Source organism: Aliiglaciecola litoralis, from assembly GCF_039523355.1.
In the GTDB taxonomy this organism is placed as follows: Bacteria; Pseudomonadota; Gammaproteobacteria; order Enterobacterales; family Alteromonadaceae; genus Aliiglaciecola; species Aliiglaciecola litoralis.
Map to the genome: position 1 here is coordinate 22891 of NZ_BAAAFD010000017.1, position 17773 is coordinate 40663.

General features: G+C 44.1%; 16 protein-coding genes. 9 read left to right on the plus strand and 7 right to left on the minus strand.

From position 1 onward, the window contains the following. Positions 1-304: 304 nt before the first annotated feature. Positions 305-3085: a DNA polymerase I gene (gene polA, locus ABD036_RS18085; protein WP_343862467.1), complete on the minus strand. Its 2781-nt coding sequence runs from the start codon at positions 3083-3085 to the stop codon at positions 305-307. A gap of 1131 nt (positions 3086-4216) precedes the next feature. On the opposite strand from polA, the gene ABD036_RS18090 reads away from it, so the two are divergent. Next, complete coding sequence (locus ABD036_RS18090) at positions 4217-5668, plus strand: TrkH family potassium uptake protein (RefSeq protein WP_343862498.1); 1452 nt, start codon at positions 4217-4219, stop codon at positions 5666-5668. A gap of 141 nt (positions 5669-5809) precedes the next feature. On the opposite strand, the gene ABD036_RS18095 is transcribed toward ABD036_RS18090, so the two are convergent. From ABD036_RS18095 to def, 5 genes are all read right to left on the minus strand, one after another. After that, positions 5810-6346: a DUF2780 domain-containing protein gene (locus tag ABD036_RS18095; RefSeq protein WP_343862469.1), complete on the minus strand. Its 537-nt coding sequence runs from the start codon at positions 6344-6346 to the stop codon at positions 5810-5812. Positions 6347-6514: 168 nt separating this feature from the next. Then, on the minus strand, positions 6515-7894 hold the full coding sequence (trkA, locus tag ABD036_RS18100) for a Trk system potassium transporter TrkA (RefSeq protein WP_343862471.1): 1380 nt from the start codon (positions 7892-7894) through the stop codon (positions 6515-6517). Between the two features lie 37 nt (positions 7895-7931). Next, positions 7932-9260 carry a 16S rRNA (cytosine(967)-C(5))-methyltransferase RsmB gene (gene rsmB, locus ABD036_RS18105; protein ID WP_343862473.1) on the minus strand — a complete coding sequence of 443 codons (1329 nt, stop codon included), beginning with the start codon at positions 9258-9260 and terminating at the stop codon, positions 7932-7934. After that, positions 9257-10219: a methionyl-tRNA formyltransferase gene (fmt, locus tag ABD036_RS18110; RefSeq protein WP_343862475.1), complete on the minus strand. Its 963-nt coding sequence runs from the start codon at positions 10217-10219 to the stop codon at positions 9257-9259. Before fmt ends, rsmB begins: the two co-directional genes overlap by 4 nt. A 16-nt stretch (positions 10220-10235) precedes the next feature. After that, positions 10236-10748, minus strand: coding sequence for a peptide deformylase (def, locus tag ABD036_RS18115; RefSeq protein ID WP_343862477.1), 513 nt, complete (start codon positions 10746-10748; stop codon positions 10236-10238). A 210-nt stretch (positions 10749-10958) separates the two neighbouring features. Here def and ABD036_RS18120 point away from each other — a divergent pair, with 210 nt between their 5' ends. The 8 genes from ABD036_RS18120 to ABD036_RS18155 all read left to right on the plus strand — a co-directional run bounded on the left by ABD036_RS18120 (position 10959) and on the right by ABD036_RS18155 (position 17000). Next, positions 10959-12032: a LysM peptidoglycan-binding domain-containing protein gene (locus ABD036_RS18120; RefSeq protein ID WP_343862479.1), complete on the plus strand. Its 1074-nt coding sequence runs from the start codon at positions 10959-10961 to the stop codon at positions 12030-12032. Positions 12033-12059: 27 nt separating this feature from the next. After that, entirely contained in the window at positions 12060-13235 is a 1176-nt protein-coding gene (gene dprA, locus ABD036_RS18125; RefSeq protein ID WP_343862481.1) for a DNA-processing protein DprA, read from the plus strand. Between the two features lies 1 nt (position 13236). Further along, positions 13237-13713, plus strand: coding sequence for a DUF494 family protein (locus ABD036_RS18130; RefSeq protein ID WP_343862483.1), 477 nt, complete (start codon positions 13237-13239; stop codon positions 13711-13713). A gap of 66 nt (positions 13714-13779) precedes the next feature. Then, positions 13780-14340 (plus strand): DNA topoisomerase family protein, encoded by a 561-nt coding sequence (locus ABD036_RS18135; protein ID WP_343862486.1) that lies wholly within the window; start codon positions 13780-13782, stop codon positions 14338-14340. Between the two features lie 70 nt (positions 14341-14410). Next, positions 14411-14974, plus strand: a complete 564-nt coding sequence (tsaC, locus tag ABD036_RS18140; RefSeq protein WP_343862488.1) for an L-threonylcarbamoyladenylate synthase type 1 TsaC — start codon at positions 14411-14413, stop codon at positions 14972-14974. Between the two features lie 3 nt (positions 14975-14977). Then, complete coding sequence (gene hemF, locus ABD036_RS18145; RefSeq protein ID WP_343862490.1) at positions 14978-15925, plus strand: oxygen-dependent coproporphyrinogen oxidase; 948 nt, start codon at positions 14978-14980, stop codon at positions 15923-15925. Beyond that, positions 15922-16761, plus strand: coding sequence for a shikimate dehydrogenase (gene aroE, locus ABD036_RS18150; RefSeq protein WP_343862492.1), 840 nt, complete (start codon positions 15922-15924; stop codon positions 16759-16761). Before hemF ends, aroE begins: the two co-directional genes overlap by 4 nt. Further along, positions 16758-17000, plus strand: coding sequence for a hypothetical protein (locus ABD036_RS18155; protein ID WP_343862494.1), 243 nt, complete (start codon positions 16758-16760; stop codon positions 16998-17000). The genes aroE and ABD036_RS18155 overlap by 4 nt, the downstream gene beginning before the upstream one ends. A gap of 17 nt (positions 17001-17017) precedes the next feature. Here ABD036_RS18155 and ABD036_RS18160 read toward each other — a convergent pair whose 3' ends face one another. Next, positions 17018-17551, minus strand: coding sequence for a gamma carbonic anhydrase family protein (locus ABD036_RS18160; protein ID WP_343862496.1), 534 nt, complete (start codon positions 17549-17551; stop codon positions 17018-17020). Positions 17552-17773 lie beyond the last annotated feature (222 nt).

The window sequence follows — 17773 nt, forward strand, 5'->3', positions numbered from 1 at the left end:
ACTCTCTGCGTTTCCGCTTCTTCATAGGTTTGACTCAATACCAAGCGCTTTGTAAATCCCGCTACGAGCTATCTTTGGCCAATAAATGATTGTTTCACTCGATGACCTTTTCATCTTTAGCTTTGACATATTTTTGACATAAAAAAACCCCAGCAAGTTGCTGGGGTTAAAAGCAAAGGTCTATCTACATTAAATAACCTCTGTACCCTACAGTGCATATTCTAACCGCAGGAAGATCAAAATCAACCAATTTTTGTAATTTAATTACAAAAAAGAAATATTATAAGAATTGATTTTGTTTCTTTTAATGCGCCTCATCCCAGTTATCCCCCACGCCAGCTTCAACTATAAGTGGGACTGAAAGCTCGCAAGCCTGTTCCATTAGTGCAATGATATGTTGCATGTGATCATTAAGTTTTTGTTCTTTTATTTCAAAAACTAATTCGTCGTGTACTTGCATGATCATTTTCACATCATCATTTCCTAAGCTTGTGATCCAAGCGTCGACACATAACATGGCCTTTTTAATGATATCTGCTGCGGTGCCTTGCATGGGCGCGTTTATTGCGGCGCGCTCTGCACCTTGTCGTCGCATGCCATTACTGGCGTTAATGTCTGGCAAATATAAACGTCGCCCAAAGACAGTAGACACATAACCTTTTTCTTTAGCTGATACGCGCGTCTCTTCCATGTACTGCAATACACCGGGATAACGCTGGAAATAGACATCCATGTATTTTTGCGCGTCATGGCGCGGAATGTTGAGTTGCTTTGCTAATCCAAAAGCTGACATACCGTAGATAAGTCCAAAGTTAATCGCCTTAGCACTGCGCCTCTGGTCGCTAGTTACGTCTTCTAGGGCTACTCCAAATACTTCTGCAGCAGTGGCTTTGTGTACGTCCTTGCCGGTTGAAAAGGCGGTTAGAAGCCCTTCGTCTCCTGATAGGTGCGCCATTATTCGTAATTCAATTTGTGAATAATCAGCCGCCACAATTTTATAGCCCTTTTCGGCGACAAACGCTTGTCTTACTTTGCGGCCTTCGAGGGTTCTAATGGGAATATTCTGCAAATTAGGATCGGTAGACGAGAGCCGTCCTGTGGCAGCAATCGCTTGATGATAGCTAGTATGCACTCGACCGGTACGCTGATTGATCATCTTGGGTAACTTGTCGGTGTAGGTGTTTTTTAACTTAGTTAACCCTCGGTATTCCATCAGCAATTTGGGTAGCGGGTAATTTAACGCTAATTCTTGTAACACTTCTTCCGCTGTTGATGGTGCGCCCTTAGGGGTTTTTTTCAGTACCGGCAAGTCCATCTTATTAAACAGAATTTCTTGTAACTGCTTGGTTGAGCCTAGATTAAATTCTTCACCAGCAAGTTCGTGTACTTCTTTTTCTAATTGCATGATCCGAGAGGCTAAATCTTGACTTTGTTGTAGCAAGGTTTGGCTATCAATTAACACACCTTGCTGCTCCATTTTGGCCAATACTGAAGCCAATGGCACTTCAAGTTCGGTAAGAATGTTGACGAGCTCTTTATCTTTCTCAATTTGCGGCCACAAAACCTGATGCAGTTGCAACGTGATATCGGCATCTTCGGCTGCGTAAGGAGAGGCCTTTTCCAACGGAATCTGATTGAAGGTTAACTGTTTAGCTCCTTTTCCGGCCACTTCTTGAAAACTGATGGTGTGGTGGTCGAGGTAGTGTTCAGACAAACTATCCATGTCATGGCGCGTGGCAACACTATTAAGTACGTATGACTCCAACATAGTGTCAAACGCAATGCCATTTAGCTCAATATCATAATTGGCCAACACATTCTTATCGTACTTAAGGTGCTGGCCAACTTTTTTATGTGCGTGACTCTCAAGTAGCGGTTTCAATTTGGATAGCACATAATTTCGCTCTAGTTGTTCGGGCGCATCCATATAGTCATGTGCAAACGGCAAATAAGCGGCTTCACCAGCCTTAACTGAAAAAGAAACTCCCACCAGCTCAGCATCCATATAATTGAGGCTGGTTGTTTCCGTATCAAAGGCAAATAGATCAGCGTCATTTAATTTAGATAGCCAATCATTAAAATCTTGCTCGGTTAAAATGGTGGTGTAAGCCGTCTCGGTGGTTTTGGGGGGCAAAGTAACATCGGTTTTATCCTCTGCGCTAACCGCTTCCGGTGCCGGTCCTTTAGCATCAAGTATATTGCCACCAGCATTGGCTTCTTTTAACCAACGTTTAAATTCATATTCGGAAAACAACTCAGCTAACTTGTCATTTTGAGGTGGTGTCGGCGTTAGCTTTTCGGGCTTAAAATGTAATTCGACGTCTAATTTAATGGTCGCTAACTCATAAGAAAGTCTCGCCTGAGCTTCATATTCGCGCATTTTATCGGCCATTTTCTTGGCACCACGGAATTCTAAATCGGCTATTTTATCGAGATTTTTATATATCGCGTCAATGCCGCCAATGCCCTGAAGCATGCCCAGCGCACTTTTATCCCCTACACCCGGCACGCCGGGTATATTGTCAACTTTGTCACCTTTTAAAGCGAGGAAGTCGATGATCAATTCAGGTCCAATGCCAAACTTTTCAACCACGCCATCGACATCCATAATTTGGTTATTCATGGTGTTGATTAGCGTCACATAAGGATTGACTAATTGAGCCATATCCTTATCCCCAGTACTGATCAATGTCGGTCTACCTTGCTCCATTGCTTGTTGCGCAAGGGTACCAATAACATCATCAGCTTCTACTCCATCCTCGACAATAATGGGCAACCCCATAGCTTCGATAATGGCATGCAATGGTGCGATTTGACTGCGCAACTCATCCGGCATAGGCGGTCGATTGGCTTTATACTCTGGGTAAATATCATCGCGAAAGGTTTTTCCTTTGGCATCGAATATAACGGCTATGTGAGAGGGAGAGTATTGCTTAACAAGACTTCTAAGCATGTTGACGACGCCATAAATAGCGCCAGTGTCTTGGCCTTTTGAATTGGTCAAAGGCGGCATGCCGTGGAAAGCGCGAAATAGATAGGAAGAGCCGTCAACTAATACGAACGGATTTTGCGGTACTGTGGCCATGGAGTTTGCATTCTGGTTGTATAATGGAATTGTGTTCAGAATGCCATATTTCAGCCATTTCATCTACCGTCAATGCTGTGGATAACTGTGTAGATAAAAATATTCAGGCACACTAAAACGCATCAGTGATAAAATCGCCAATGTTGCTCTAGACCTTATGGTCTGCATACTTCAAAAGTAAGGAAAAGACAAAACCTTAACATTTTTATTATTATTATCTTGTGGATAATTGTTAAGTAAACACTCTCACCACGGGTTAACACATCAGGGTACGACAGTATCTACTCGACGCTCAAATTCTAATATTAATAGGCATATGATTAGCACTATTTAATCGTTTGTGACCTATCGATTCTTAACGCTTACTTCTGTTAAGCGTCCACGACTTCATCCAAACCCAATTTGAGCAGGGCAGTAATGTATCATAATCTACTGAGGATAGAAGTGATCCTATTAAACTTTTTAAGTGATATTTCGCTTTGTTTTATTGTCAATTTGCATAAGCCAAATAACATGCGGTTTGCAGCGTAGGAGTGGAAATAAATTTTAGATAACTCAGGCTAACTTTTTGGCTTTTTATTTGGTGTGAGTGCTTGCTTACCCTTGGATGCCTTGTACTAGTGGGTTCTGGCTGCTAAGGCTAATTGCAACTAGATTCTTGCTGATGTGTTTATCTCACCCAAGGCCAGATAGCACGCGGGTTTGCTCGTTGACAAAAATCGCAGCGCTCAAGATTGATATTGGTAGTGTTCTTATCTGTTCAATTATCCGAGTGAATAACGTGTAAAAATTGGCCCGCTATTTTGGCATATTTGTAAATTGAAGTTTCGGTGTAGCTGGATCTCGGGTGTTCTAATATTCAGAGAAATTAAAATGTGCGCGACATATTAACTCGTTGGGTTTAAATTCAAATGACGTCTATCAGTGGCTATTTTGGCCGAAAATGCACAAAATGAGGAAAAACAAACAATTAAATTGTAATAAGCGCTTTAGATTTATGTCAATGCGGACAATAATTAGCACTTGCACTAATAACCAAAGAGCCGACTTTAGTTTGAGCTTGAGAAACATTCCAATGAACTTACTTTTCGTTAAAGACGCGAGCATCAAAGTGGAAAACACACCAACATGATGCAATATCGCACGATCATTCGAATCTTAGGATTGCTAGTGGCTATGTTTAGCTCAACGATGTTATTTCCGGCCACTATTTCTTTGATCTTTCAAGATGGCAGCGGACTGCCCTTTATCTTGGCATTTTTTCTGATCCTATTTACCGGCCTTATTATTTGGTATCCCAATCGTAAGCATCGCAAAGACCTTCGCGCTAAAGAAGGGTTTTTAATTGTTGTGTTGTTTTGGGCAGTATTGGCCAGTTTTGGGGCCTTTCCTTTCTTGCTACTTGACCAACCTGAAATGTCAGTAACTGACGCATTCTTCGAGTCTTTTTCAGGATTAACAACGACGGGAGCCACTGTCATTGAAGGGATCGAGTACTTGCCAAAGTCGGTACAGTTTTATCGCCAACAATTACAATGGCTCGGTGGTATGGGGATCATTGTATTAGCCGTAGCAATTCTGCCGATATTGGGTGTGGGGGGAATGCAGCTTTATCGTGCAGAGACGCCAGGACCGGTTAAAGATTCAAAGATGACCCCACGTATTGCCGATACAGCCAAACACCTTTGGTACATTTATCTAGCGCTCACCTCTGCTTGTTCGTTTGCTTATTGGCTCGCGGGAATGGATTGGTTTGATGCTATCTGTCACGCTTTTTCTACCATCGCTATTGGTGGATTTTCCACATATGACGCAAGTATCGGACATTTCAATAGTCCCGTCATCAATCTGATCTGTGTTGTCTTTCTTTGGATTGCCGCGTTAAATTTTGCTCTCCATTATGCCGCTGCAAATGGCCGTAGTTTGAAGGGTTATTTTTACGACCCTGAATTTAAAGCGTTTTTCTTTATTCAATTTGTGCTGATTACGATTTGTTTCTTGGTATTGATCCAATACAACACTTATGACACGGCTGAAGCGGCATTTGACCAGGCGTTATTTCAAGCCGTTTCTATCAGTACAACAGCAGGATACGCCACCGCAGATTTTGCCAATTGGCCCGTGTTTTTGCCGATCCTTCTCATCTTTTCGAGCTTCATCGGTGGCTGTGCCGGCTCTACTGGTGGTGGCCTGAAGGTAATACGCGTATTCCTTTTGTACTTACAAGGTAAACGTGAAGTGGAAAGGTTGATCCACCCGAAAGCTGTTTATTCAGTAAAGTTAGGCGATAGATTAATGCCCGAGCGTGTCGTTGAAGCCGTGTGGGGGTTTTTCTCTGCCTATGCGATGATATTCGTCATTATTATGATTGGTTTGATCGCCACAGGAATGGATAACATTACCGCATTTTCAGCCACCGCAGCTACTCTAAATAACTTGGGACCTGGCTTAGGTTCAGTGGCGGGGACGTTCGCTGACGTGTCTGATGGCGGCAAGTGGTTCTTAATTACCGCCATGCTGTTTGGTCGTCTTGAAGTCTTCTCTCTGCTAGTTCTATTTTCCCCGACGTTTTGGCGCAGTTAGTAAAAAATTTGCTGATAAGGGAGCGAGCAGGTGCTAACCCCAATCATGTTGAAAGTAGCCATTAAATAAAAGGCATTTAGGTTGTTCTATTCTTTAAAAGTAAAAAAGGAACCTGAGCTTCCTTTTTCAAACCCGCCAAGCCTATTGGGTGAAATCTGATAAGCCTTGCATTAATAACTGTTTGGCTTGCTGACCTTGTTCTGAGTCCAGATATTTTTTAGCTTGTTCGATGTATTGCATGATCATTTCAGGCTTCAGTCCAAGGGCTTCAAACTGTTTTTTAACACCATTAATGGCTTTAAGGGAATCATTGTACTCTGCAGCTTTGTCCATCAAGCCACTTAGGCCGCCAGATTCTTTAAGTTGACTAATGTCGGGGGCGGACTTGATCAGCTCATTAACGCCGGGCAGTGCCTTAGATAGTTGGCCAAATTTTTCATCTGATAAATTACCTTTAACATAATTAAATAGAGAGCCTAGACCTCCACTGGCTTGATCCGCATCTACCCCTAGGTTTTGCGACAACATGCTAATCATGTCATTTGCGTTAGGAGTCACTTCTTGGGTTTCTTCGCCAAGGCCGATCATGCTCTTGAGCGATTCGAACCACCCTTGGGCATAGGTTTGAGATGAGAAAGTCAGCGTAATAATGGTAACTAAGGTCAATATGGATTTCACAGGTTTATCCTTTTATTTAATCAATGGCGCAGCGGGGCTGTTAACTCATAGCCTATATTAAACAGTGTAGTTAGAAACCCCAGATAGGTAAATAACCGAGGTACAACTCAGATAAGCGTGAAAAGGGCGCTATTGAGGAGCTTATTATCTTGAGTTCAGGTTACCTAGTTATCCGAAGAAAAATGCACTGGGTTGGAATAACTTCTCTACATCGGAGATAAATTTCTTATCCACCAGAAATAAGATCACGTGGTCATTTGCTTCAATCATGGTCGTACTGTGAGCAATGATCACTTCATCTTGTCGCACTATTGCCCCAATAGTGGTGCCCGGTGGTAACTTGATTTCGTCAATGCGCCGACCAATAACTTTTGAGGTGTTTTCATCACCATGGGCGATAGCTTCAATTGCTTCTGCAGCCCCTCGGCGTAATGAATAAACATTAACAATGTCACCTCTACGTATGTGAGTTAACAGCGCTGAAATTGTGGCCTGTTGAGGAGAAAATGCGATGTCTATTTCGCCACCTTGGACGAGATCAACATAGGCACTGCGCTGTATCAACACCATCGCCTTTTGTGCGCCAAGACGCTTAGCAAGCATGGCCGACATGATATTTGCTTCATCATCGTTGGTGACCGCAATAAAGGCGTCAACTTGTTGAACATTCTCTTCAGTTAAAAGCTCGTGATCTGAGGCGTCACCACAAAATACGATGGTTTTGTCTAACTGGGCAGACAGGTATTTGGCTCGCTCCGGTGAATACTCAATTAACTTAACGTTGTGATTGTGTTCCAAGCGTTTGGCTAGGCCTTCTCCGATCAGGCCTCCGCCGGCGATCATGATGCGTTTGTAGCTTGACTCTAGCTTTTGTAGCTCGCTCATAACGGCGCGGATATGTTTAGTGGCGGCGATAAAAAACACTTCATCATCGGCTTCTATAACCGTAGAACCCAGAGGGCGAATTGGCCTTCCCCGACGGTATATCGCGGCTACACGAGTATCAACGTTAGGCATGTGTTCACGCAACGTCGACAGCGCATGGCCAACAAGCAAACCACCATAGTAAGCTTTTACGGCCACTAAGCTGGCTTTACCATCAGCAAATTCAACCACTTGCAATGCACCTGGATAATCTATCAAGCGTTTAATGGCCTTGGTAACTAATTGCTCTGGGGCGATAAGGTGATCGACGGGAATATCTTGATGATGAAATAGTTTTTCTTGGTGAATAATATATTGTTCTGAGCGGACTCGGGCGATTTTAGTCGGTGTTTTAAATAGCGTGTGGGCAACTTGACATGCCATCATGTTGCTTTCATCACTGTTGGTGACGGCAATTAGCATGTCAGCATCTTCTGCCCCCGCTTTGGCTAACACATCAGGGTGGGAGCCAACGCCGTGCACAACTTGCAGGTCTAAGCGATCCTGTAGTGAGCGCAATGTCTCTTGATCAGAATCAATCACTGTGATTTCGTTTTTTTCGCCCACCAGATTTTCTGCGAGTGTGCCACCCACTTGACCGGCGCCTAATATAATAATTTTCATTCTTTTTTGTCAGGCATACTGTGTTTTATGATGCTAATTAAGACTTTAGCAGTCTCGCATAGTAGAAACCATCCATTTGTCCTTGGCCGGGCAGAATTTGTCGGCCCGGACGCGATTTAGTCTCATCTTGGGTTATCTTTAACAAGCTTGCATCTGAATTATGCTCTAGGAAATCAGTGATCTGTAATTGATTCTCTTCTGGAAGTATCGAGCAGGTTGCATACAACAAGGTACCTCCAGGTTTGAGCATAGTCCACATGCTTGCCAAGATCTGCTTTTGCAGATCCACCAGTGTCTGAATATCGCTGTTTTTTCGTAACCACTTAATGTCAGGGTGACGACGGATAACCCCTGTCGCAGAGCAAGGTGCATCTAATAATATGCGATCAAACAGTTGCTTGTCCCACCAAGTTTCAATGTCAGTCGCATCGGCTACTAAAAGATTAGCCTGCAGATCGAGTCGCTGCAGATTTTCTTGCACCCGCTCCAATCGCTTAGCATCCACATCTAGGGCGATACATTCAGATAACTTTGGTTGCAATTCCAATACATGACAGGTTTTTCCACCCGGTGCTGCGCAACAATCTAACACCCTTTCTTCGGCTTGCGGGTCGAGGTAATAAGCGGCCAATTGCGCTGCGCCATCTTGTACTGCAAACCAACCATCGTCAAAACCCGGCAGTGCAGTTACATCGACACTTTTTTCAAGAATAAGCGCATCAGGATGTTCATCACTTGTGCTAAATGAAATATCAATTTCTTGTAGGGCTGCGGCATATTCGCGTCGATCCATTTTAGTTTGATTGACCCGTAACCAAATAGGGGGACGCGCCAACATGGCATCATTGATAGTCGCTAACTCTTGTGGATATGCCATGTTTAAACGCTTATACAACCATTTTGGCAATCCATATTCGATTTGTTGATTATTTACCGGTAATTCCGCTAAGTTTTGCCGTATAAAATTACGCAACAACGCATTGACTAATCCTTTTAGCGGCTCGGCTTTCAATGCGCGGGTCGCCGCGACAGTTTCAGATACGGCTGCATGAGCCGAGACTCGACTAAATGCTAACTGGTAGAATCCTAAAATAATTAAGTGCTCGACCACTTTGTATTTATTTTTCAGCGGCTTGTCTAACAGTTTTCTCAACCAAAACTGCAATATTGGAAGCCGGCGTAACATGCCGTATACCATTTCTTGCAACCAGGCTTTGTCTTGTTCTGTGTGACCTTCTTGCAGCTCGGGGAGGCATTGTCGAGCAGATTGACCTTTTTCCAGAATCAAAAACATGACGGTGGCCGCATCTGCCCGCAACGATTTGTTTGTTTTACTCTTGCCTGAACGGGGAGGGGAATGACTCACGACAATATTTTGCCAGTTTCAAACCAAGATTTTTTGGCATTGAGAATATCACTTACCGGCATGGCTTTTTTGCCCGGCACTTGGATCTGGCTGATAAGTAGCGCCTGATTTGCTGTTGCTACTAGAATGCCATTCTTATCGGCTTGAATAATTTGCCCTGGCACATACTGACTGATATCCATATCGACCACTTTCGCTTGCCAAACCTTGATCGCGACCGGGTCGTCATTTGATTCGACAACTAAGTTAAAAAACGCCATTGGCCAAGGATTAAAGGCACGGATGTTGCGCTCAAGTTGACAGGCTTGCTGTTGCCAATCGATGTGTGCTTCTTGTTTGCTGAGCTTTTCAGCATAATTCGCCAACTCATCTTGTTGCCGCTCAGGCGTTAGCGAGTCTAATTGTTCCAAACAGCTCAATAATGCTATGGGTCCGAGCTGAGCCAGTTTCTGATATAGACTGTCGCTGGTGTCGTCTTGGGCAATATCGATACTCTGTTTATACAGCATGGCGCCGGTATCTAAGCCTTTGTCCATTTGCATAATTGTCACGCCTGTTTGCTCGTCACCGGCCCAAATTGCTCTTTGGATAGGAGCAGCTCCGCGCCAGCGAGGTAACAAAGAGCCATGTACATTCAAACAACCGAGTTTGGGAATATCCAAAACGTGTTGTGGCAGTATCAATCCATACGCAACCACAATCAGGATGTCAGGTTGTAATTGTGCCAACTGCTGCTGAGCTTCGGGTGTTTTTAACGAAGCGGGTTGATATACGGCAATATCGTTGGCTTGGGCTAATTGCTTTACGGCACTTGCCTGCAGCTTCTTTCCTCTTCCGGCGGGGCGGTCAGGTTGACTGTACACGCCAATAATGTTGTGCTGAGAGTGGATCAATGCGTCCAGGTGTTTGGCGGCAAAGTCAGGGGTGCCGGCAAACACAATATTTAGCGGTTTAGCCAATGGAATTCCTTTGAATCTATGATGCGCGAGCGCTGATCCGGGCTTCTTTTTCAAGCTTTGCGCGGATACGTTGACGTTTTAGCGGAGACAAATAGTCTACAAATAGCTTGCCTTTAAGGTGATCCAATTCGTGCTGAATACAAATCGCTAACAGGCCATCTGCTTCTAATGTGAATTCCTTGCCATCAGCATCAAGCGCCTTAACCACGATATGTTCGGCACGTTCCACCTTTGCGTAGTTATTTGGCACAGAAAGACAGCCTTCTTCGCTGATGGTTTTGCCATCCATTTCGATAATTTCAGGATTGATAAACACCCGTCGTGTGTCTTGATCTTCGGAAACATCCATTACAACCACGCGTTTATGCACATCTACCTGAGTAGCCGCTAGGCCAATACCGTTTTCTTCGCGCATGGTTTCGAACATGTCTTCGACTAGCTGTTTAATGCTAGCATCTATTTTTTCTACGGGCTTTGCGACTGTGCGAAGGCGCTCGTCGGGAAACCTCAATACATTTAATATGGCCATCTTGTTCTTCAGCTAAACTATACTTTGTACTCTTGGACAGTTTTTTAAAAACTGTACTCAAGGACAGTATCAATTACTATACGGTTCAATAAAATACACTATTGAATGATTTGGATCGCTATTCTAGCCTAAATAGATATAAAGTTCGATCAAGCTTTATCAAGGTTGAGTCGATATTAAAACCACGATCTAAGGTGCAAAGAGGAAGCCATGGGCAGACAATTAATGAAACTTTTAGTGATATTGGTGTTATTGCCGTTGGCTGCGCTTGCGGATGTGATCAATATTAAAGAGTCGGCACCTCAGGTTTATGTGGTGAAAAAAGGCGACACGCTGTGGGATATCTCCAGTCTTTACTTAGACAAGCCATGGCAGTGGCCAGAGCTATGGCGCAATAACGTGCATATTACCAATCCACATTTGATTTATCCGGGTGATGAATTGCGCTTACGCTACAACGAAAAGGGTGAGCCAGTTCTTGATGTGGTGAGAGAAGAGCCTAAAAAGCAGATCAAGTTGTCACCCCAAGGTGTGAAACAAGCTAAATCTGCATTACCAATTCCCGCTTTGCCTTGGACGGTAATTCAGCCCTATATCGAAAACAGTCAGATAATGAGTGAAGAGGAATATGGTCGATTACCGCGCATGTTGGGAAATCAAGATGGTTCGGTCAGATTTGCCTCGGGTGATATTGTGCTAACCAAGTCAATGCGACGCACGCCAGAACATTACAACGTGATCCGAAAACAAGATGAAATCCGCGATCAGTATGACAATCTATTGGGAATTCAAATTCGCCATGTCGCTGACGCAACGCCTCTTAAGTCAGACGTTGAAGGGCAACATTTAGTCGAAGTACAACAAGCCAATTTTGAAGTGAAACGTGGTGACAAGCTGCTTCCCAAAACCGAACCAGAACTAGACAGTTTAATTCTGAGTGCGGCAACGCGCCAACGAGGACAAATTGTCAGTAGCTTGGAACAACATCGCTTACTCGGTAAATATGATGTGGTGGTGCTGGATCTAGGCCAGCGTGAAGTAAAACCAGGAACCGTGATGGGGATATACGTTCAAGGCCCCACCATCTTTGATAGTGATGATCCTAAATACGAAAACGAAAATAACTTTGTGCAAAGTGCCTTTGATGGCGCGGATGAAGTGCAACAACCTGCAATTAAAGTGGGTGAAGTGGTTATTTTTAAAGTGTTCGACAAGGCCAGTTATGGATTAATCACGCGTTCTACTAAAGTTGTTAGAATTGGTGCGCTGGTGGCCAAGCCTTAGGAAAGTATTAATGTAAAAGGAATTCACATGGCACAGGATGTGCGACATTCAAAGACCGTATCGTTAGTCAGTAAGTCGATCTCAAGTCCCCCGCCAAACCTTGCTTCACTGGAAATTTGGCTGAGCTTAAATCAAGTTCCTCGATTTGGTTTCAGCACCTTGATGCGCTTTGTAAAAGCAACAGGCCACCCCGCAGAAGCGTTATTAGCACTATCCGCCAAAGAGTTAGCGTTATTGGGCTTTGATGCAAAGCAAATAACGGCGATTACTAAACCGGACCAGAAATTGATCGCTAGCCAAATTAAATGGTCAGAGTCAGCGTGTGATCGTTTTATTCTATATCCTTCTCATCCACAGTTTCCCGCGTTACTCGGGCAGATATCTCGGCCGCCACTGATCTTATTTGGCAATGGCAACCAAGCGTTACTTGATCAACATCAAATTGCGATTGTCGGTAGTCGAAACCCAACGCATTACGGTAAGCAACAGGCGTTTGAGCTGGCTCAATCGTTGGCGCTGCACAATATTTGTATTACTAGCGGTATGGCGATGGGAATCGACGCCTGTGCTCACAAAGGGGCTTTAGCTGCCAACGGCTCGACCATTGCGGTGCTGGGGAGTGGGCTGGCAAACCTTTATCCTAAGCGAAACGCCCCATTGGCCGATAAAATACTGAATCAGCAAGGTTTGCTACTGTCTGAATTTAGCCCGGAAACAGCACCTACAGCAGCCAATTTCCCGCGCAGAAACCGGATAGTGAGTGGACTTTCTTTAGGAGTACTAGTGATTGAAGCCGCAATGCGAAGTGGTTCGTTAATCACCAGTAAATATGCGCTTGAACAAAATCGTGAAGTGTTAGCTGTACCAGGGAATGTGCTCAATCCATTAAGTGCTGGATGCCACTATTTGATCAAACAAGGTGCGAAACTCGTAGAAACAGTAGATGACATATTAGACGAATTTCAGAACATTCGTTCCAGTATCGACCAGAGTCAGGCAAAAAAGATTGAAAAAAGTCAAACCGAAAGCTTGGCATCTGGTAAATTGTTAGATAATGTAGCTTATGACGTTACTGCGTTAGACGTCATTATTCAGCGCAGCAAGCTGCCGATTGAAGATGTATTGGCGCAATTATTAGAATATGAGTTGCGTGGTTTAGTAGCCTCTGTATCTGGAGGTTACATCAAATTGAGGGGAAAATAGTATGTTTGATATCCTCATGTATCTGTTTGAAAATTTCATTCACAGTGAAACAGAAATCCGTGTTGATCAAGATGAATTGACCGACGAATTAGTGCGTGCCGGCTTCCATCATGATGAAATATACAAAGCCTTGTCTTGGCTGGAAAAGCTCGCGGCTTTGCAAGAAACTGACATAAACCCTTATCTAGTCAAGTCCGGCAATGCGATGGTAAATCGTGTTTATACGCATGAAGAAGAAATGCGTTTAGATGTGCAGTGTCGGGGCTTTTTAATGTTCTTAGAGCAAATAAATGTGCTCGACTCTGCTACCCGTGAAATGGTAGTTGATCGCGTAATGGAAATTGACTCTAAGGAATTTTGTTTGGAAGATCTTAAATGGGTCGTGCTGATGGTGCTTTTCAATGTACCAGGCAAAGAAAATGCCTACGCTCAGATGGAAGATCTTTTGTTTGATGAGCCAGAAGGCCCATTACACTAATTTTTGTTTCTGCAACCAGCGGCATTAATGTTGTGCAGTGGTACTGCACAACATTAATGGATTTGTATGTCAAAAATTGATCACTCACTTTTCTCCGCTCACGAAAAAGCGCTAGATGGCGATTTTGGTTTTTGCCCTGAATGCGATGCAAAATTGCAGGTAAGGCGAAGCAAAACCGGCGCTTTTTTAGGCTGTAGCCAATACCCCAAATGCGATTTTGCTAAACCATTACATGACAATCAAACCCAGCAGCTAAAGATCATTGAAGATTCGCATTGTCCAGATTGTGGTAATCAATTAGCCATCAAAAAAGGGCGGTTTGGCCTTTTTATTGGGTGCTCCAATTATCCACAGTGCCACCATATTGAAGCGGTTAAACAGCAGGATGACACGCTAATTCCGTGTCCATCATGTCAGCAAGGCAAGCTTCTCAAGCGTGCCAATAAATTTGGTAAAACCTTTTATGCTTGTAGTCGTTTCCCACAATGCAAATATGCGCTCAACAGTCCACCGGTTGCTGCTACTTGTCCTAAATGCAACTGGGCAGTGGCTATTGAGAAACGCGCTCAGGGTAAAATGTCATTACAATGTCCACAAAAAAGTTGCTTAACGAAATGGACACCTTAGCTTGAAATCTCGGTTTTCTATCGCTAGTAGATGATTTACACTTCGGGTTTTCAAAATGCCAGAACGGTGCATGATTATCTCAACTTTTTCCGACGAACTTAAACTCGCATTTTCCCAAGGTAGGGTGTTTGCCTATCCTACCGAAGCGGTATTTGGTTTGGGCTGCGATCCACTCAATGAATCAGCGGTATTGAAATTGCTGAAGCTTAAGAGCCGCCCCTTGCATAAAGGCTTAATATTAATAGCATCGTGTCAGGAGCAATTAGCGCCCTTCGCCGATTTCACTAAGTTACCTGAAGAACGACGCAAAGAAATTGATGAAAGCTGGCCTGGCCCTAATACTTGGTTGGTCCCTAAAAAATCAGCAACGCCAGACTATTTGACCGGCGGTTCTGATTTAATCGCAGTAAGGGTGAGTGCCCATCCTGTGGTAAGACAGTTATGTGACGGCTTGAACTCTGCGCTGGTCTCTACCAGTGCAAACGTGTCTGGCGCTGAGCCCGCTCGAACCCAGAGTGACGTTTTGGCGCAATTTTCCAACACCGTGTTGTGTGTTGATGGTGCAGTCGGTACTCAGAATAATCCCAGTCAAATTCGTAATGCCTTAACCGGCGATGTCATAAGAGCAGGCTAACCAGTGACTAAATCAACAGTTCCCAACATTCAAACCGTAAAAGAGTTTCTGCTGAAACTGCAAGATGATATTTGCCACACGCTGGAAATGACAGACGGTAAAGGGCAGTTTAAAGAGGACAATTGGATAAGAGAAGAGGGCGGTGGAGGCCGCACCCGAGTGTTAACCAAAGGACAGGTAATCGAACAAGGCGGAGTGAATTTCTCTCATGTCTATGGCACACAACTTCCCCCCTCAGCGACGGCGGCCAGACCAGAATTGGTTGGACGTAGCTTTCAAGCTATGGGCGTGTCTCTGGTTATTCATCCTCACAACCCCTATGTCCCCACATCGCACGCGAATGTTCGATTTTTTGTTGCGGAAAAAGACGGTGAAGAACCGGTGTGGTGGTTTGGTGGGGGCTTCGATCTCACCCCGTTTTATCCTTTCTTGGAAGATGTTCAGCATTGGCATACCGTTGCCCGAGACCTGTGCCAACCCTTTGGTGAAGATGTTTATCCTAAATACAAAAAGTGGTGCGATGACTATTTCTATTTAAAGCATCGGGGTGAAACGCGCGGAGTGGGCGGCTTATTTTTTGATGATTTAAGTGACACAGGCTTCGACCGTTCATTTGAGTTTATGCGTGCAGTTGGCAATGGCTTTTTAGATGCGTATGTGCCGATTGTAGAGCGCAGAAAGGAAATACCTTTTGGCGATAGAGAGCGAGACTTTCAACTATATCGACGCGGGCGATATGTGGAATTTAACTTGGTGTTTGATCGGGGAACCTTATTTGGACTGCAAACGGGCGGACGTACTGAATCGATATTAATGTCCATGCCGCCGTTGGCAAGATGGGAATACAATTATCAAGCCAGGTCTAATACGCCTGAAGCGCGTTTAACAGAAGAGTATTTAAAACCACGAGATTGGTTGGATTTGAAACCAGACGGGATCTCGTTTAAATGACGTCTTCATCGGCAGTGGATCGCTATGCGGTATTCGGCAACCCCATAGCGCAAAGTAAATCGCCTACTATTCATCAACTCTTTGCGCTACAGACTGAACAAGACTTAACTTACGACAAGATTTTAGGTCAAGTAGGTGGTTTTTCTGCCAGTTTAGCGGGTTTTTTCGCCGATCCTTATGCTAAAGGGTGCAACGTGACTATGCCCTTTAAAGAAGATGCTGCTAATTGGGTTACAGAATTATCACCGGCCGCACAAGCTGCAGGCGCGGTAAATACGATTAGCCGTTTAGACAATGGCGGTTTTAGAGGCGATAACACCGATGGACAAGGCCTTGTTGTTGATCTTGAAAACCAACAATTCTTGTTCGCTGATTCTAACGTTCTATTAATTGGAGCGGGGGGAGCGGCAAAAGGAGTGGTTTTACCATTGCTGCAAAAAGGGCTGGCGAGTCTAGATATCGTTAATCGTACCCAAGTAAAAGCAATATCATTATGTGATAGGTTTAACGATGAGCGATTGTCAGGTAAGAGTTTTGAACAAGTGAACCGCGAAGCGAAACACTATGACTTAATCGTAAATTGCACTTCGACAAGTCTGCAAAACGAGTTGCCGCCCTTATCAGAAGAGGTCATTTCCCGCGCTGAACATATTTATGACATGGTATACCAATCAGCTGACACTATCTTTATTGCCAAAGCCAAACAATTAGATGTAAAGAAAACCAGCGACGGCTTGGGCATGCTAGTTGGTCAGGCTGCTTACAGTTTCTTTTTATGGCGAGGCGTAATGCCAAAAATCCAACCCGTGTTGGACAAGCTGCGGGTTCAGTTATGAATCAGCAAGTGCAAATACTGGATGGTTTCGAATACGTCGAGCAACTTCGCGCATTAAAGCTAATTGCGTTGGCTGCCGGTCAATTGATTTCCTGTTACGTGGATGAGGTAGCGGAGCACAACGCTCAATCGTTTTATCAAAAGCACCAATTTGACATTGAAGAGTTGCTTATCGAGCAAATAGAACTTGAGCGTTGGACTGAATCCGGAGAAGTCCGGATCCTGTCCAGTGCTATTTAACCTTCAGTTCAGGTTATTTAACTTTCTGCTAGGTACTCGTTTTTGGTGACTAAGTAGTTTTCAGCAGACACTTTCAAAAATGCCAATTCACTTTCATTTAATTTGCGCGCCTGTTTAGCCGGGCTACCTACGTATAAAAAACCACTTTTCAACACTTTGTTCGGCGGTACCAAGCAACCGGCACCCACAAACACATCATCTTCGATTACTGCACCGTCCATTATAATTGCGCCCATACCTACCAGAATCCGATTTCCAAGGGTGCAACCGTGTAACATACATTTGTGGCCAATAGTAACATCGTCACCGATCACTAACGGATACCCGTCGGGGTTATTAGCGCTACTTCTAGTAACATGCAGCACAGTGGCATCCTGTATGTTGGTTCGATTTCCGATACGCATAGTATTTACATCACCACGAGCCGCGACCAATGGCCAAATACTAACATCGTCTCCACATTGGATATCGCCGATCCAAACCGCTGTGTCATCTATATAACATCCTCGCCCAAACGAAGGCGTTATCCCTTTAAACTCTCTTATTGTCATAGAAATCCAAAATCAAACATAACTATATAACGAATATACCGCCTAAAATGCTGTTTTACTAATCTAACTGCTTAGATATTGTGCGTTCAAACACCTTTTTCAAAAAGACCCTTGACCTCACATCTGGGGTCTGTAGAATGCGCGCTCGCTTCAGGGAGTTCTAACAAGAACATCCATTCGCAAATAGTCTTAGGACGAAATTGTGACATTGCTGTAAAGCAA

Coding starts and splice junctions, on each gene's coding strand:
- polA (WP_343862467.1), bottom strand. CDS start 3,085: ATGGCCACAGTACCGCAAAATCCGTTCGTATTAGTTGACGGCTCTTCC.
- ABD036_RS18090 (WP_343862498.1), top strand. CDS start 4,217: ATGCAATATCGCACGATCATTCGAATCTTAGGATTGCTAGTGGCTATG.
- trkA (WP_343862471.1), bottom strand. CDS start 7,894: ATGAAAATTATTATATTAGGCGCCGGTCAAGTGGGTGGCACACTCGCA.
- def (WP_343862477.1), bottom strand. CDS start 10,748: ATGGCCATATTAAATGTATTGAGGTTTCCCGACGAGCGCCTTCGCACA.
- ABD036_RS18120 (WP_343862479.1), top strand. CDS start 10,959: ATGGGCAGACAATTAATGAAACTTTTAGTGATATTGGTGTTATTGCCG.
- dprA (WP_343862481.1), top strand. CDS start 12,060: ATGGCACAGGATGTGCGACATTCAAAGACCGTATCGTTAGTCAGTAAG.
- ABD036_RS18130 (WP_343862483.1), top strand. CDS start 13,237: ATGTTTGATATCCTCATGTATCTGTTTGAAAATTTCATTCACAGTGAA.
- ABD036_RS18135 (WP_343862486.1), top strand. CDS start 13,780: ATGTCAAAAATTGATCACTCACTTTTCTCCGCTCACGAAAAAGCGCTA.
- tsaC (WP_343862488.1), top strand. CDS start 14,411: ATGATTATCTCAACTTTTTCCGACGAACTTAAACTCGCATTTTCCCAA.
- aroE (WP_343862492.1), top strand. CDS start 15,922: ATGACGTCTTCATCGGCAGTGGATCGCTATGCGGTATTCGGCAACCCC.
- ABD036_RS18155 (WP_343862494.1), top strand. CDS start 16,758: ATGAATCAGCAAGTGCAAATACTGGATGGTTTCGAATACGTCGAGCAA.
- ABD036_RS18160 (WP_343862496.1), bottom strand. CDS start 17,551: ATGACAATAAGAGAGTTTAAAGGGATAACGCCTTCGTTTGGGCGAGGA.